This window comes from Bradyrhizobium sp. BR 1433, assembly GCF_051547665.1.
In the GTDB taxonomy this organism is placed as follows: Bacteria; Pseudomonadota; Alphaproteobacteria; order Rhizobiales; family Xanthobacteraceae; genus Bradyrhizobium; species Bradyrhizobium australafricanum.
The window spans coordinates 4,211,485-4,226,781 of record NZ_JBPUGG010000001.1 but is presented as its reverse complement, the minus strand read 5'-3'; the positions used below and the strand labels follow the sequence as shown (position 1 = coordinate 4,226,781).

General features: G+C 63.8%; 18 protein-coding genes and 1 tRNA gene. 15 read left to right on the top strand and 4 right to left on the bottom strand.

Translation table 11 applies throughout. The features are described 5' to 3' along the window. Positions 1–69 precede the first annotated feature (69 nt). The 3 genes from ACSKB9_RS20630 (at position 70) to ACSKB9_RS20620 (ending at position 2,021) form a co-directional block, all read left to right on the top strand. Positions 70–378, top strand: coding sequence for a UBP-type zinc finger domain-containing protein (locus tag ACSKB9_RS20630; protein ID WP_168859099.1), 309 nt, complete (start codon positions 70–72; stop codon positions 376–378). A gap of 177 nt (positions 379–555) precedes the next feature. Beyond that, complete coding sequence (locus tag ACSKB9_RS20625; RefSeq protein WP_076830922.1) at positions 556–1,056, top strand: hypothetical protein; 501 nt, start codon at positions 556–558, stop codon at positions 1,054–1,056. 140 nt (positions 1,057–1,196) lie between these two features. Then, the gene (locus tag ACSKB9_RS20620) at positions 1,197–2,021 is read left to right on the top strand and encodes an alpha/beta fold hydrolase (RefSeq protein ID WP_438075347.1); all 825 of its coding nucleotides are present in this window, start codon (positions 1,197–1,199) and stop codon (positions 2,019–2,021) included. 331 nt (positions 2,022–2,352) lie between these two features. Here ACSKB9_RS20620 and ACSKB9_RS20615 read toward each other — a convergent pair whose 3' ends face one another. Next, the gene (locus ACSKB9_RS20615; RefSeq protein WP_438075345.1) at positions 2,353–2,958 is read right to left on the bottom strand and encodes a TetR family transcriptional regulator; all 606 of its coding nucleotides are present in this window, start codon (positions 2,956–2,958) and stop codon (positions 2,353–2,355) included. A gap of 169 nt (positions 2,959–3,127) precedes the next feature. Between ACSKB9_RS20615 and ACSKB9_RS20610 the strand changes: the two genes are divergently transcribed. The 12 genes from ACSKB9_RS20610 (at position 3,128) to copC (ACSKB9_RS20555) (ending at position 12,140) form a co-directional block, all read left to right on the top strand. Then, a complete protein-coding gene (locus ACSKB9_RS20610) occupies positions 3,128–4,066 on the top strand; it encodes an SDR family oxidoreductase (RefSeq protein ID WP_438075343.1) in 939 nt (312 codons plus the stop codon). A gap of 29 nt (positions 4,067–4,095) precedes the next feature. Beyond that, positions 4,096–4,755, top strand: a complete 660-nt coding sequence (locus tag ACSKB9_RS20605; RefSeq protein ID WP_438075341.1) for an epimerase — start codon at positions 4,096–4,098, stop codon at positions 4,753–4,755. An 83-nt stretch (positions 4,756–4,838) separates the two neighbouring features. Beyond that, a complete protein-coding gene (locus ACSKB9_RS20600) occupies positions 4,839–5,267 on the top strand; it encodes a DUF2948 family protein (RefSeq protein WP_438075339.1) in 429 nt (142 codons plus the stop codon). Between the two features lie 197 nt (positions 5,268–5,464). After that, positions 5,465–6,760, top strand: a complete 1,296-nt coding sequence (gene hisD / locus ACSKB9_RS20595) for a histidinol dehydrogenase (protein WP_438075337.1) — start codon at positions 5,465–5,467, stop codon at positions 6,758–6,760. After that, positions 6,757–7,263, top strand: a complete 507-nt coding sequence (locus ACSKB9_RS20590; protein ID WP_016841326.1) for a UPF0262 family protein — start codon at positions 6,757–6,759, stop codon at positions 7,261–7,263. The genes hisD and ACSKB9_RS20590 overlap by 4 nt, the downstream gene beginning before the upstream one ends. A 54-nt stretch (positions 7,264–7,317) precedes the next feature. Next, positions 7,318–7,782, top strand: coding sequence for a low molecular weight phosphatase family protein (locus ACSKB9_RS20585; RefSeq protein ID WP_076828053.1), 465 nt, complete (start codon positions 7,318–7,320; stop codon positions 7,780–7,782). 195 nt (positions 7,783–7,977) lie between these two features. Beyond that, complete coding sequence (locus tag ACSKB9_RS20580; protein WP_018269043.1) at positions 7,978–8,607, top strand: Maf-like protein; 630 nt, start codon at positions 7,978–7,980, stop codon at positions 8,605–8,607. A gap of 467 nt (positions 8,608–9,074) precedes the next feature. Further along, complete coding sequence (gene yacG, locus ACSKB9_RS20575; RefSeq protein ID WP_057018155.1) at positions 9,075–9,269, top strand: DNA gyrase inhibitor YacG; 195 nt, start codon at positions 9,075–9,077, stop codon at positions 9,267–9,269. 140 nt (positions 9,270–9,409) lie between these two features. Next, positions 9,410–9,485, top strand: a tRNA-Phe gene (locus ACSKB9_RS20570). 331 nt (positions 9,486–9,816) lie between these two features. Then, positions 9,817–10,254 (top strand): copper homeostasis periplasmic binding protein CopC, encoded by a 438-nt coding sequence (gene copC, locus ACSKB9_RS20565; RefSeq protein ID WP_438075334.1) that lies wholly within the window; start codon positions 9,817–9,819, stop codon positions 10,252–10,254. Continuing rightward, on the top strand, positions 10,254–11,183 hold the full coding sequence (copD, locus tag ACSKB9_RS20560) for a copper homeostasis membrane protein CopD (protein ID WP_438075332.1): 930 nt from the start codon (positions 10,254–10,256) through the stop codon (positions 11,181–11,183). The genes copC (ACSKB9_RS20565) and copD overlap by 1 nt, the downstream gene beginning before the upstream one ends. A gap of 453 nt (positions 11,184–11,636) precedes the next feature. Next, positions 11,637–12,140, top strand: a complete 504-nt coding sequence (gene copC / locus ACSKB9_RS20555; protein ID WP_438075330.1) for a copper homeostasis periplasmic binding protein CopC — start codon at positions 11,637–11,639, stop codon at positions 12,138–12,140. Between the two features lie 588 nt (positions 12,141–12,728). On the opposite strand, the gene ACSKB9_RS20550 is transcribed toward copC (ACSKB9_RS20555), so the two are convergent. Genes ACSKB9_RS20550 through ACSKB9_RS20540 form a run of 3 tightly spaced genes read right to left on the bottom strand, consistent with a single transcriptional unit; the run spans position 12,729 to position 15,291 of the window. Continuing rightward, on the bottom strand, positions 12,729–13,775 hold the full coding sequence (locus ACSKB9_RS20550) for an MFS transporter (protein WP_438080315.1): 1,047 nt from the start codon (positions 13,773–13,775) through the stop codon (positions 12,729–12,731). After that, the gene (locus ACSKB9_RS20545; RefSeq protein ID WP_438075328.1) at positions 13,763–14,044 is read right to left on the bottom strand and encodes a hypothetical protein; all 282 of its coding nucleotides are present in this window, start codon (positions 14,042–14,044) and stop codon (positions 13,763–13,765) included. The genes ACSKB9_RS20550 and ACSKB9_RS20545 overlap by 13 nt, the downstream gene beginning before the upstream one ends. Next, complete coding sequence (locus ACSKB9_RS20540; RefSeq protein ID WP_438075326.1) at positions 14,041–15,291, bottom strand: MFS transporter; 1,251 nt, start codon at positions 15,289–15,291, stop codon at positions 14,041–14,043. The genes ACSKB9_RS20545 and ACSKB9_RS20540 overlap by 4 nt, the downstream gene beginning before the upstream one ends. Positions 15,292–15,297 lie beyond the last annotated feature (6 nt).

Genomic DNA, 15,297 nt, shown 5'->3' with positions numbered 1-15,297 from the left:
TCGAGGCTCGCAAGAGCTCGCACCTCAGGATAACGGATCAGATAGCTGCGACAGTTAAAGGCCGAGAAAATGTCAAAAGGCTGCACCCATATCGCCGGCATCCAGGATGTCACGCCGAGCGCGCTCGGCTGCGAGGAATGCCTGAAGAGCGGCAGCCGCTGGCTGCATTTGCGCATCTGCCGCACTTGCGGCCATGTCGGCTGCTGCGACGATTCGCCGAACCGGCATGCGACGGCGCATTTCCACGCCACCGGCCATCCCGTGATCGAGGGCTACGATCCGCCGGAAGGCTGGGGCTGGTGCTATGTCGACGAGGTGCTGTTCGACCTGTCGAAGCGCAAGACACCGCATAACGGACCGATCCCGCGCTATTATTGATTCAGCTTCTTACACGGCGCACGTGCCGCATCGTGTGACATGCGTGCGAAAATTTTCAGCAGTCGCCGGCGCCGGCAATTTTTGATGAGATGTCGGCCGTCCTGCCATCGAAGCATGTAGCAATTTTCCGTCACGCATCGTAACCTCGCACGCGGGTCTCAACGGGGAGTGCGCCACATGACGACATTGGTGCTTGTGCACGTCATTATCAGCCTGATTGCAATCGTCGCCGGCGTGCTCGTGATGTTCGGGCTGCTCGGCTCGCGCGCGATGCCGGGGCTGACCGCGACCTTCCTCGCGCTCACGATCCTGACCAGCGCCACCGGCTTCGTGATCCCGCCTTTGGTGACCGAGAAGCTGTTGCCGTCGCACATCATCGGCGGGCTTTCGCTGGTGCTGCTCGCGATCGCCTGCATTGCGCTCTATGCGATGCAGCTCAAGGGTGTCTGGCGTCCGATCTATATCGTGACCGCGATGGTCTCGCTCTATCTCAACGTCTTCGTGCTGGTCATCCAGAGCTTCCTCAAGGTGCCGGCGTTGCAGGCGCTGGCGCCAGCCGTGCCGCCGAACCCGCCATCCGGGCCGGTCTTTGCCGTGGTGCAGGGCATCGTGCTGGTGTTCTTCGTCCTGGTGACCATCGGTGCCTGGCGCCGGTTCAGGCCGGTCACGTTCGCCTGATCCGGGGCGGATGACCTCATTTCGTGGCGACGCGCAGCATAGAAGACGAGATGCGGTGGCGTGTCCGCGATGCGCCGTCGCCCAAGGTTCGTTCACGCCTGGCGTGTCCGGAATGACGATCAGCTGAAGGAGTGCTTCCAATGCCCACCATCACCACCAAAGACGGCGTCGAGATTTTCTACAAGGATTGGGGCTCGGGCCAGCCGATCGTGTTCAGCCATGGCTGGCCGCTGTCGTCGGACGACTGGGACGCGCAGATGCTGTTCTTCGTGGGGCACGGCTTTCGCGTCGTCGCCCACGACCGCCGCGGTCACGGCCGCTCCGCCCAGGTCGCCGACGGCCATGACATGGATCACTACGCCGACGACCTCGCGGCCGTCACCGCGCATCTCGATCTGAAGAACGCCGTCCATGTCGGCCATTCCACCGGCGGCGGCGAGGTGGTGCACTATATCGCCCGCCACGGCGAGAGCCGGGTGGCGAAGGCGGCGATCCTGAGCGCGGTGCCGCCGTTGATGGTGCAGACGGCGAACAATCCCGGCGGCTTGCCGAAGTCGGTATTCGACGGATTGCAGGCCCAGCTCGTCGCCAACCGCTCGCAATTCTACCGCGACCTGCCGGCCGGGCCGTTCTACGGCTACAACCGGCCCGGCGCAAAACCGTCGGAAGCCGTGATCCAGAACTGGTGGCGGCAGGGCATGATGGGCGGCGCCAAGGCGCATTACGACGGCATCGTCGCGTTCTCGCAGACCGACTTCACCGAGGATCTGAAGAAGATCAACGTGCCGGTGCTGGTGATGCATGGCGACGACGACCAGATCGTGCCCTACGCCGACTCCGCCCCGCTCTCGGCCAGGCTTTTGAAGAACGGCACGCTGAAGACCTACAAGGGTTTTCCGCACGGCATGCCGACGACGGAGGCCGAGACGATCAACGCCGACCTGCTGGCGTTCATCAAGGGCTGAAGGTGAGAGAGGCTGTGCTCTGCGCCGCGCGTCTCAACATTCACCTCGCCCGGTGGCTTACTCCTCTACCCACAAGGGGCAGGGCAATCGCATATGGAATGAACCGATTCTTCCGCGCCGTCATGGCCGGGCTTGTCCCGGCCATCCACGTCTTTTCTTCGCGTGGAAACGAAGACGTGGATGCCCGGGACAAGCCCGGGCATGACAAGTTTGTGGGAACTCCGATCGCCTCAAACGGCCATATGCGATTGCCCTACCACAAGGGGGAGGAGTCCGAAGCATGTGCTCGCCTTACGGAGACTATGTTTCGGAAGCGCCGTGATCGGCTAGCTCACTCGAAAATCGCGCGGATCGCGGCGAACAGGCGCTTGGCGACCAGGTCCGGCTTCTCGCGGGCGCCATCGTCGGCCCAGAGCTCGCTGCCGACGCGCATCGCGCCGGTCGTGATCATCGCGACCAGCCGGGCTTTCATCCGGTCGTTCCTGTGGTTGGCGCGCTTGAGCAACGCGTTGGCGAGCTCACGCTCAAGCCTTTCATATTTGGCCTGATCGCGCGCCTGCAGCGCTGGATTGTCGCGCTTCAGCCGCGCCAGCGCGACCGCCTCGCGCGGGTCGATCTGCTTGACCATGTCGGCGATGGCGTTCTCGGCGGCCTGCAGCATGGATTCAGTGGCCGGGCGCGCCGCAACGGCTGCGATCAGTGCCGCGGTGCCGTCCTCCTGCCAGGCCAGCACCACGTCTTCCTTCGAGGCGAAATAGTGAAAGAAGGTGCGGCGCGAGACGTCGGCGGCGGCGACGATGTCGTCGAGCGTGGTCGCCTCGAAGCCGCGCTCGAGAAACAGCATCATCGCCGCCTTGGTCAGCCGCTCCCGGGTCTCCTGCCGCTTGCGCGCGCGCAGGCCCGACGCCGGCGGCGCCGGATTCGCTTTGGATTGCATCGACTTGACCGGTTTCTTGGCCGATTTCTTGGCCGGTTTGCGCGCGGACGCCGGACGCTGCAATTTTTCACCCCTTGCAAAAATGCACTTAGTGCACATTTCGTCGGATGCGGCTGGACCCGCAAGAACCCGACGAGAAACCCGAATCGTGTCGCAAGGAGATATAAGCATGACCGGCTGGAGCACTGCAGACATTCCGCGGCAGGGCGGCAGGACCGCCGTGATCACGGGCGCTACCGGCGGACTCGGCTACGAGACCGCGCTGGAACTGGCGCGCGCCGGCGCCAATGTCGTGCTCACCGGCCGCAACGGCGCCAAGGGGCAGGACGCGCTGGCGCGGATCCGCGCGCAGCTTCCCGATGCCGCGGTGAGCTATGAAACGCTCGACCTCGCGAACCTCGCATCGGTCGCCGATTTCGCCGGGCGCTTCGCCGCCACGCATACCGCGCTCGATCTCCTGATCAACAATGCCGCGGTGATGTCGCTGCCGAAGCGGCAGGTCACCGGTGACGAGTTCGAGATGCAGTTCGGCACCAACTATCTCGGCCACTATGCGTTGACCGCGCTGCTGTTGCCGCAGCTCCGCCGCGGCCACAGCACCCGCGTCGTCAATCTCTCCAGCCTTGCGCATCGCTCCGGCGTCATCAATTTCGACGATCTGCAGGCCCGCCGTTCTTACGCGCCGTGGCGCGCCTACTGCCAGTCGAAGCTTGCGATGCTGATGTTCGCGCTCGAATTGCAGCGTCGCAGTGCGATCAACGGCTGGGGATTGATGAGCAATGCCGCGCATCCCGGCTACGCGCGCACCGAGCTGATCCCGAACGGTCCCGGCACCGACAGCCTGTCGTGGCGGCTCGGTCGATATTTGCAGCCGATCATGAGCCACTCCGCGGCGGCGGGCACGTTGCCGACGCTGTTCGCGGCGACCTCAGCCGCGGCCCAGCCGGGCGGCTATTACGGCCCCAACGGGTTCTACGAGTTGAAGGGCCCACCTGCGCCGGCGCGCATCATGCCGCACGCCAGGGACACCGCGGTAGCGCAGCGGCTATGGGATATCTCGGCGGCGCTGACCGGTGTATCGTTTGATCAGGTCGCAACCGCCGCCTGAACGGATCGGGCGGCAGCAGGGCAATCGAGATGAAGGTCATCCTGTTCGGCGCGACCGGCATGGTCGGGCAGGGCGTGCTGCGCGAATGCCTGCTCGATCCCGGCGTCGAGCGCGTGCTCGCGGTTGGGCGCAGCCCGACCGGGCAGCGCGATGCCAAGCTTGTCGAGTTGATCCACGACAATTTCGTCGATTACAGCGCGATCGAGCCTCAGCTTGCCGGCTACGACGCCTGCTTCTTCTGCCTCGGCGTCTCCTCGATCGGCATGGATGAGGCGCGCTACCGCCATCTCACCTACGACATCACGCTGGCCGCGGCGACTGTGCTGGCGCGGCTCAATCCCGGCATGGTGTTCACCTATGTCACGGGGCGCAGCACCAATTCCACCGAGCGCGGCCCGCTGATGTGGGCGCGGGTGAAGGGCAAGACCGAGAACGATTTGCTCAAGCTGCCGTTCAAGGCCGCCTACATGTTCCGGCCCGCCGGGATCCAGCCGCTGCATGGCGTCCGCTCCAAGACCGGCTGGGTGCAGGCGATCTATGTCGCGACCTCGCCGCTGCTTTCCTTTCTGGTGCGGGTCGCCCCGAGCTATATGACGACATCGGAACAGCTCGGCCGCGCCATGCTGAAGGTCGCCCGCGACGGCTACCCCAGGCCGGTGCTGGAGAGCGAGGACATCAATCGCCTCTGAAGCGTGCTGGCCGGTTCCCTCGAGCGGCGATTTCGCCAGGTCTCTTGGTACCTCCCGGGCCGCGAGGCGTTATAACCACCGTCATGTCCCCACCCGCACCGCTGAAGCTGATCGCCCTCGATGCCGATGACCTCGCGGTCATCTCGGCCCATGTGCAGGACGCCCACGTCCAGCCCTCCGACATCGTCTGGCGCCAGGACGAGAAGCGGCTCGTGGTCGGCCTGAACCGGCTGGACTGGGAGCAGACCCTGTCGGGCGGCACCTGCTCGCGGCGGCTGATCGCCGCGCTCAGGTTCGACCGGGTGCTGGCATGCAAGTCGCGCAATATCGACCTGGAGGCCACGGAGGCCACCCTGGAACTGCTCGGGATCGAGTTCTATGCCTCCGACCCGCCGGGCGGCAGCGCGCTCCTGATGTTCGGCCATGGCGGGGCGCTGCGGCTGGATGTCGAGTGCCTGGAGTGCGAATTGACTGATCTGGGCATCGACGATCTCGGCGTGGCGCCGGGGTAGTCACCGTCGTCCCGGCGAAGGCCGGGACCCAACCCCAAATGCCGGTTGTTGCGGACGCTGCGGCCGTTTCCGGTCCCAACAACCGGCTTCGGTGGTTATGGGTCCCGGCCTTCGCCGGGACGACGACGCACAGGGTTGACGGCCATTATCCGTCGCGCCATTGAGCAGGGACCCGAATTCCTCCTAAGAAAGCCGTCATGCCCGTTCGCCTGGACCGACAGAGCGCCGATTTCGAGCAGCGATTCCGCGATTTCCTGGCGGCCAAGCGCGAGGTGTCGGCCGACGTCGAGCGCGCCACCCGCACGATCGTCGACGACGTGGCGGCCCGCGGCGACGCGGCGCTGCTCGAGGCGACCAAAAAGTTCGACCGCCTCGATATCGAGGCGGCCGGCCTGCGCATTACCGCAGCCGAGATCGACGCCGCGGTTGCGGCCTGCGATCCCAAGACCTTCGACGCCCTGAGGTTCGCGCGCGACCGGATCGAGACCTTCCACCGCCGCCAGTTGCCGAAGGACGAGCACTTCACCGATGCCGCCGGCGTCGAGCTCGGCTGGCGCTGGAGCGCGGTCGATGCGGTCGGCCTCTACGTGCCCGGCGGCACCGCGGCCTATCCGTCCTCGGTGCTGATGAACGCGGTGCCGGCCAAGGTCGCCGGCGTGCCGCGGGTGGTGATGGTGGTTCCGGCGCCGGACGGCAAGCTCAACCCGCTGGTGCTCGCCGCCGCCCATCTCGGCGGCGTCTCGGAAATCTACCGTGTCGGCGGCGCCCAGGCGGTGGCGGCACTGGCCTATGGCACCGCGACAATCGCGCCGGTCGCCAAGATCGTCGGCCCCGGCAACGCCTATGTCGCCGCGGCAAAACGGCTGGTGTTCGGCAAGGTCGGCATCGACATGATCGCCGGCCCCTCCGAGGTGCTGGTCATCGCCGACGACACCGGTAATGCCGACTGGATCGCGGCCGACCTCTTGGCCCAGGCCGAGCATGACGTCAGCGCGCAGTCGATCCTGATCACCGACAGTGCACGGCTCGCCGCCGACGTCGAGCGCGCGGTCGAGGCGCAGCTTGCGACCTTGCCGCGCGCCGAGATCGCCCGCACCTCGTGGAACGACTTCGGTGCCGTGATCAAGGTGGCAAAACTCGACGACGCGGTCGAGCTCGCCAATGCGATCGCCGCCGAGCATCTCGAGATCATGACCGCGGACGCCGAGGGCCTGTCGAACAAGGTCCGCAACGCCGGGGCGATCTTCCTCGGGGCCCATACCCCGGAGGCGATCGGCGATTATGTCGGCGGCTCCAACCATGTGCTGCCGACCGCGCGCTCGGCGCGGTTCTCCTCGGGCCTCGGGGTGCTTGACTTCATGAAGCGAACCTCGATCCTGCGGTGCGGGCCGGATCAACTCCGTGCGCTCGGGCCCGCCGCGATGACGCTCGGCCAGGCCGAGGGTCTCGATGCCCATTCACGTTCCGTCGGATTGCGCCTCAACCTCTCATGAACAAACCACCAGACGACGAGGATTCCAACAATCGCATCGTCGCGGTGACGCTCGACGAGGAATCGATCGGCCGTTCCGGGCCCGATATCGAGCATGAGCGGGCGATCGCGATCTACGATTTGATCGAGCAGAACCTGTTCGCGCCCGAGGGCGCCGCCGGGCCGGGGCCTTACACCCTGCATATCGCGATCACCGGCAACCGGCTGATGTTCGATATCCGCAAGGAGGACGGCGCGCCGGTGGTCGCACATCTGTTGTCGCTGACCCCGTTCCGCCGCGTCGTGAAGGACTACTTCATGATCTGCGACAGCTACTATCAGGCGATCCGGACCGCGACGCCGGACAAGATCGAGGCGATCGACATGGGCCGCCGCGGCATCCATGACGAGGGCTCGCGCACGCTGCAGGAGCGGCTCAAGGGCAAGGTGCGCGTCGATTTCGAGACCGCGCGGCGGCTGTTCACGCTGATCACTGTGCTGCACTGGAAGGGTGAGGGCGCATGATCGGTGAAGCGGTGATTGACGGGGGCGTACCCCGATCGAAAAAAGCCTGATCGCATGGAAGCGCCGCGCGCGCGCAACCCCCAGGCCGTGCTGTTCGCATGCGGCCTGAACAGCGTGCGGTCGCCGATGGCCGAAAGCCTGCTGCAGCAGATGTTTCCGCAAGGCCTCTATGTGCGCTCGGCCGGCGTCAAGAAGGGTGAGCTCGACCCGTTCGCCGTCTCGGTGATGGCCGAACTCGGCCAGGACATTTCCAGCCACAAGCCGCAAACCTTCGAGGAGCTCGAGGACTGGGAGGGGCTGAACTTCGATCTCATCATCACGCTGTCGCCGGAGGCGCACCACAGGGCGCTGGATCTCACCCGCACGCTCGCCGCCGACGTCGAATACTGGCCGACGCAGGATCCGACCGGCACCAGCGGCAACCGCGAGCAGAAGCTCGCCGCCTACCGCGAGGTCTGCGACGGCCTGTTGCTTCGCATCCGCCGCCGCTTTGCCAGGGCCGGCGCGGCAAACCTGTGAGGCGCGGCCAGGCGAGGGGACCAGCGTGTTCCGATTCGCAGAACCGCCGCTTGTCGCCAGACTGACAAACAGCTGTGCTTATGGGGCCTGGTCTCAGGCGGGGCGCGATTCGCGGCCGGTTCCAAGGTTGTGCATCCATGCCCCATCCGATAGGTTCCGCCCGCGTCTGTCCCCCGATTCAGCCCAAAAGCCCGCATGCTAGGCCGTCCCAAATTCGTTCTTGCTTCCGGTTCGCCGCGGCGGCTGGCCCTGCTCAACCAGGCCGGCATCGAGCCCGATGCGCTGCGCCCGGCCGATGTCGACGAGACCCCGCGGCGAGGCGAGTTGCCGCGCGCCTGCGCCAACCGCCTGGCGCGCGCCAAGGCCGACGCGGCACTGAAATCGGTGCATCTTGACGACGACCTGCGCGGCTCCTTCATCATTGCCGCCGACACCGTGGTCGCGGTCGGCCGCCGCATCCTGCCCAAGGCCAATCTGGTCGACGAGGCCGCGCAGTGCCTGCGGCTGCTGTCGGGCCGCAATCACCGCGTCTACACCGCGATCTGCGTGGTGACGCCGCGCGAGGCATTCCGTCAGCGCCTGGTCGAAACGCGCGTGCGCTTCAAGCGGCTCAGCGAGGACGACATCCAGGCCTATATCGGCTCCGGCGAATGGCGCGGCAAAGCCGGCGGCTACGCGGTGCAGGGCATCGCCGGATCGTTCGTGGTCAAGATGGTCGGGTCCTACACCAACGTGGTCGGCCTGCCGCTCTACGAGACCGTGACCTTGCTCGGCGGCGAGGGCTTTCCGATCCGCCACGGCTGGCTCAACTCCGTCGCGGTGTGAGGTATCCACTTTCGCGCATCGCAGATGCGATACGGGTGGGGCTCTTTCCTCCTGAACGACTCGCGGTGAGACCCCCCACCCCAACTGCTCCGCATCGTCATGGCCGGGCTATGGAACGAGGCCGATAGCCGGACGCGATAGCTTGCCGCAGGGGGCGCTGCCAAAATATCGAAAACAACCCCATGCAAAGTACCAAGTAGCGGGCGGTGGCCGGCGTTCGAACAAGCAGCTCGACACGACAACTTGACTCGTCGGGCAAATCAGCGGCATTCTTCCATTATCCAGAAATCGCGGAGACGCCCCTCGCTCCGAGGCTATCGCCCTGCGCTTGCGGGCGAGGTCGCTGTCTCGAGCCACGAGGCCAAGCACCTGCGCGCCGGCGAAGACGCATATGCGATTGCCCTACCCGCAAGCGGAGAGGGAGCGCAGCGGAACATGCGGCAGATGATGTAAACTCCGGCCCAGCCATGACCGACCAAGCCCGAACGCCCAAGGCCATACCCTCTGCCACCCCGCGCGCCTGCCCGATCTGCGGCAAGCCCGTCGAGCAGGCGTTCCGCCCGTTCTGCTCGGCGCGCTGCCGCGACGTCGACCTCAACCGCTGGCTGACCGGCCGCTATGTCGTCCCGGGCCGCGAGGACGACGCGGAGGACCCGGAATAGCCAAGATTTCCCAACAAGTTGGGGAAAGGTCAAAAGCCAGGCTCGCCGCGCCGAAGCCTTTGGCGAAGGCGGGTGGACACGGCGCTCCGACCTCTCTATAAACCGCCCGCTCGCTCCGGCCTTTTCGGCCCCGCGGGTATGCCCAGGTAGCTCAGTTGGTAGAGCATGCGACTGAAAATCGCAGTGTCGGTGGTTCGATCCCGCCCCTGGGCACCATCCCTGCGATTTTCCACGCTGAAGCACGATCTTGTACGATTGCGCGTCGCTAGATGCTCAGCGCGAAGAGCGCTCGCGGATTTCTCCCTAGGGCTCGCTAAGTTCACGTACGTTCAAATCCAGCCCGCGCAACCAAATTCGATATCGAAACCCGGTGATCTCGACCGATTGCTGGGTTTCGTTTTTGCTCGCACGCGAGCAGCCTAGCTAGATCAATGGCTTTTTTCGCAAGTTCAAATCGCCTGCAACCAATCTGCGCTCGCCTCCAGGTCTTGGCACGTCATCGCCTTATCGCTAACGGCAACGAAGATTCGGAAGGCCAAGTGATGAGTTGAAGCTCGACGCCGGATCGACGGCCCTCGAGCTTCGCATTCGTGATCCAGAAATGACAGCAAAAGACCAGATGCTCAAAATTCGCACATTCGCTTCCGCGTTGGTTGCAGCCGCCCTCGTGGGGAGTGTTGCCTATGCCCATCCCCAGCTTCAATCGGCCGAGCCTGCGGCCGGGGCGTCAACCGCGCCGCCCAAGCAAATCAGGATCGTCTTCAATGAAGCAGTGATCCCGCAGTTCTCTGGCGTCGAGCTGAGGGGGCAGACGGGAAAGGTGATCGCGACCGGCAAGTCGGAGACTGATCCGGCCAACAAGAAAATTCTTGTCGTGCCGCTTAAAGAAGAACTCGCTCCCGGCGACTACAAGATCGAATGGCACGCCGTCTCCGAGGACACGCATCGCGTCAAAAGCAATTACTCTTTCAGCGTGAAACGCTGATGGTCGATGTTGCCCTCATACTTGTTCGCTTCGCGCATTACGCGGGGACAGCGGTACTGTTCGGAGTCTCGCTTTTTCCGTTCTATGCATACTCGAATTCGGAACCGGCGCCATCAAGAGCCTGGCGCTCCCGGCTACTCCTGGCGACCGGTATCATAGCGGCCATTAGTGGACTGCTTTGGTTTTTCCTCTCGGCCGCGAATATGGCCGGCGGCATTTCCGATCTGGCGGATGCCGAGACTCTGTCGGCAGTCATCCGCGACACCGGTTTTGGCAACGTCTGGATGGCGCGAATGCTCCTGGCCGTTATCATTGTCGTAGCGACCGCGGCATACGCATTTCGCACGGCGAGCATCAGCGTGGACCTCCTCCTTCTGATTCTTGCGGCTGTGTTCTTGGCGTCCTTGGCCGGAGCTGGTCATGCCCGGGTCGAGGAAGGATGGGAAGGCGTTGTGCACGTGCTGTCAGATGCGGCGCATCTTCTCGCTGCGGGAGCGTGGCTCGGAGGGCTCGTTCCTCTTGCCCATGTCCTCGCCTGTCATGCAAGACCGAGCCGTGACGCGGGGCAGATAGATCCGGTTCTGTTGAGATTTTCGGGGATGGGCTACGTCGCCGTCGCGACGCTCGTCGGAACGGGACTCGTCAATAGCTGGTTTTTGGTTGGTTCTGTTTCCAACGTGTTAGCGACCCCGTACGGCCAAGTGCTTCTGGTGAAGCTCGTTCTGTTTGCCGGAATGGTGGTTCTCGCCGTCGCAAATCGATTTTGGCTTGTCCCGGCGATGAGCGATGCCCGGCTTGATGGCTCGGAGGGAGCGATGGCCTGGCTGCGCAGGTTGCGCAACCATGTGTTCGGCGAACAATTTCTGGGAGCAATGGTTCTTCTAATCGTGAGCCTTCTCGGCACCATGAGGCCGGCGATAGGTCAATGACCGAGAACCGGAGATCGTCCCGCGGTCGTCAGGGAGGTGACTGATCGCCGATGCTGTGTCGCCGGCCGGCCGCGATGATGAATTGAAAATGAACTTCACATTCCAGCGTCGTTCAACGCGAGTCCGGCATAACCACGAGCTGCGAACGGATCCGATGGCAGTTCCGATCGGTTCCGAGCGCATTCTGGAGGACGACGATGGAAACCAAGACGAAAAGGCTGCGGATCGCGAGACTGGCTCAGGTCCTGGCTGCTGCGGCAATGCTCGTGACATTTGCGCAGGCTGCGAGTGCCGGTCATGACGACGATGAGGATGGATGGTATCGGCCGCGCGTGCACGACTGGCATTCCGGAGGGCATCACGATTGGCACTCACGCCCGCACTATGGCCCCCACAGCGGGTTCCACTACGATCCATATTACGGGTGGCACTCCGGTAGGCACTACGGTCCCCATGCGGGACCACATCACGACTGGCACTCTGGCCAGCACCATGGGTGGTTCGGCGGCGATCACGACGATTAATCGCCGCGACCCTGCCAGTGCAGTGAGAAAGGCATTGGCAGGGCAACGAACGGAATCGGAGGAGCCAGTGCTGCCACGTAAAACTGAAACCCTTGCGATCCTCTTCGCCGGTTTAATCGGCGGGGTGGCCCACGCCCATCCCGCCCTCAGAGCGGCTGACCCCGCGCAGGACGCCACGGTTTCATCGCCGAAGGAAATCCGATTGACCTTCACTGAGGATCTGGTCGCCAAATTCTCCGGATTGACCGTGAAGGACCAAAGCGGGCGCCTTGTCGAGACGGCCAGTCCCACTGTTGACCCGAACCAGAAGCGCCAGCTTATCGTGCCGATCTCAAAGCCGCTCCAACCCGGAACGTATGATGTTGACTGGCACGCAGTTTCCGTGGACACCCACAGGGTGAACGGTCACTTCTCGTTCAAGGTTGCGCAATGATGGTCGAGGCGGGGGCTCGCTTGCTCTCGCTTGGTTCACTTGCGAGATGATCCGGTCTGACGGGCGCCTGCGTATGAGTCCCTCCCTGGGCACCATCATCCTTGATGCTACCGTAATCAGCAATCGCTCCACGCAGGCGCTCGTCCCGGCGTAGCCCGGAGGGCGAAGCCGGATGGTTCGATCCCGCCCCTGGGCACCATTCCTGAACAGATGGTTTGGGTTGACCCTTTCGGCCGAAAACGGACCGGATGTTGTCATTTGAGCCGACGGTCCTCCGACGCGATGATCGCGTCGACCACGCTTGCGAGATAGGCCTTCCGAGCAGCGACGTCGCCCGACACGAGTTGCTGACGCATCAGGCGGGTGAACCGATCGATAGCGATCGGGTCAATCTAGATGGGGGTTGCACTCGACTTCTTCGCATAATGGAGAGCCACAACGGCCCTACCCCGGCTTGCCATCAACGCGGCGATCCGGTTCTTGAGGAATCCGGATCCATCGGCACCGTCGATAGCGCCGGTCTCAATGGCCGCATAAAGGCGCTCCAGCCGTTCCTCGGCCTCGGAAGTTTGGCGTGCTAGCTAGAGCCTATCGCGCGAAAGGATCTTCATAAAGAGTCCGTCCAGCTGTCTCCGGCATGAAGCGCAGCGCGATCAGCCCAACAACGCATGTAGCCATCATGTAATAGGCCGGCATCAGCTCGTTCCCGGTAACAGAGATAAGGCCGCTGTTGATTGCCGGCGCCGTGCCGCCAAAAATGGATGTCGAAATGTTGTAAGCGCCGGCGAAGCCGGCGAAACGCACGTGGGTGGGAAACATGGCCGGGAAAGTCGCCGAAATGGTCGCGAGTTGCGGTACGTAGAGCAGCCCGAGCAGAATGAAGCCGACACAGGCGCCGACGAGGCCCGTGCCCATGAGCATGTAGAGAGGGGCCACCAGCAGAAACAACCCGATCAGGGAGAAGCTCCACATCGGACGGCGCCCGATTCGGTCCGAGAGCCGGCCAGCAAATGGCAGGAACAGCATCATGAACAGCATGCCGAGGAGCGGCACCGCAAGCGCCTCATCCGGCGACAGGCCGATGCGGCTCTGAAGATAGGTTGGCATGTAGCTGAGCAGCGTATAATTGACGACATTGAGCGCAACCACCAGGCCGCCGACGACGAGCATAGGACGCCGGTGACGTGCCAGAAGGGCGATCAGGCCTGGTGAGGATCGTGCCTGGCTTGCGGTTTCGTGGGCACGGAAGACCGGCGTATCTTCCATTCTCGCGCGCAGATACGCGCCGACGAGGCCCATTGGCGCGGCGACCAGAAACGGAACGCGCCATCCCCAGTCGTGCATCGCCTGATCACCCAGAAAGAGCGAGAAGGATAACATCAGGAATGCGCCCAGCGAGAAGCCGGCCAGCGTTCCGAACTCCAGGAAACTCCCATAAAAGCCGCGTCGGTCATCGGGAGCGTACTCGGCCATGAACGTCGCGGCGCCGCCGTATTCGCCACCGGTCGAAAAGCCCTGTACGATGCGGAGAAGAACGAGCGACAGTGGCGCCCAGAAGCCGACGCTGTTGTAGGAGGGAATAAGCCCGACGCACAGCGTCGCGCCCGACATCAGCAGTATCGTTAGCGCCAACACGGATTTTCGGCCCACCCGGTCTCCCAGCGATCCCCAGAATATCCGCCTAGCGGCCGTATGAGGAAGGAGATCGCGAACGTGGCCAACGCAAAAAGCACCGCTTCCCCGACGTCGCCGGGAAACAGTGCCGCGGAAATGTACGTCACGCCATACGCATAAATGCCGTAGTCGAACCATTCCGTCGCATTGCCGACGGCAGAGGCGGCAATCGCACGGCGCAACGTGGCGCGATCAGCAGTTGGATCAGGTGCGGAAACGGGGGCATTCACGATTGCTGTTCTCCGATCACCGCTGCGTCGGGCGTATTGGGGTCAAGCAGCGATGCAATCGGCGTCGTGCGTGGAAGAATCTGAAAGTCCTGCTGCTCGGGTGCAGGAACAGGTGGGGTTGCCGTCTGCCGCCACATGCCGAACGCGGCCGCGCCGCCGGCGCAAAGGGCGATGAAAAGGAAAAGCCCGCCGCTGCTCCAGCCTGTCATGAATATCGCTCCACCGATCGGCCCGAGCGCGGCGCCGACGGAATACAACAGCACCAGCCGTCCACTTGCGGCGATACGTTGTGCGGCGTGCAGACGGTCGTTGCAATGGGCCACGCAGAGTGGATCGAGCGCAAAGCTGAGGCCACCAAACATTGTTCCGAGAATCAGCAGCCACGGGCCGACCGACGAGAGAAAGGAGATGACCAAGCTGATACACAGGGTTGCCGCGAAACTGAGCACGATGACCTGGCGACGATCATAGCGGTCGGAAATGCGTCCGAGCGGCCATTGCAGGATCACGCCGCCAAGAATCACGATCATCATGAAGTGGGCTGTCTGCGATAAATCGAACCCTAGGCGTCGAACCTGCACTGCGGCCAATCCGTAAAATGCCCCTAACATCAAGCCGGTCGTCATTACTCCGACAGCACCGAGGGGTGATGCGGCAAAGAGTGTTCGGGTTCCGAACGCCGCGGCTTCGGCAGCCGGCGGCGCCGAGTTGCGTGTGAGACAAAGTGGAATGATCGCGAGCGAGATTAGCATTGACGCTAGTTGAAACGGAACGGCAGGCAAATCACCGCTGGCTCCTAGCAGCAACTGTCCCACCGCCTGTCCGCAATATAGTGCAACCATGTAGGCCGCTAGAATGCTGCCGCGCGAGGCCGCGTCAGCGCGTTCGTTCAGCCAGCTCTCGAGACAGACGAAGACGCCAGCGACGCAGAAGCCGTCGATCAGCCGCAGTCCCGACCAGAGCAGAGGATGGACGATTTGCGCGTAGCCGAGCGTGCTCGCGGAGAGAAGCGCAACGAACGCCGCAAAGGCGCGGATATGTCCCACGCGCCGGACGATACGCCCCGAGCGCAGGGCTCCGACGACCAGCCCGGCAAAATAGGCGGTCGCCACCGCGCCGATCACGATCGTGCCCTGTCCCGCCCGCTCGAGCCGCAAACTCAGGAGCGTCGCCATAAACCCGCTTCCCGCCATGAGCATAAAGATGGCGAGCAGTAGGCTACGAACCGGGGAGATTGCCGCAAGCATGACGAT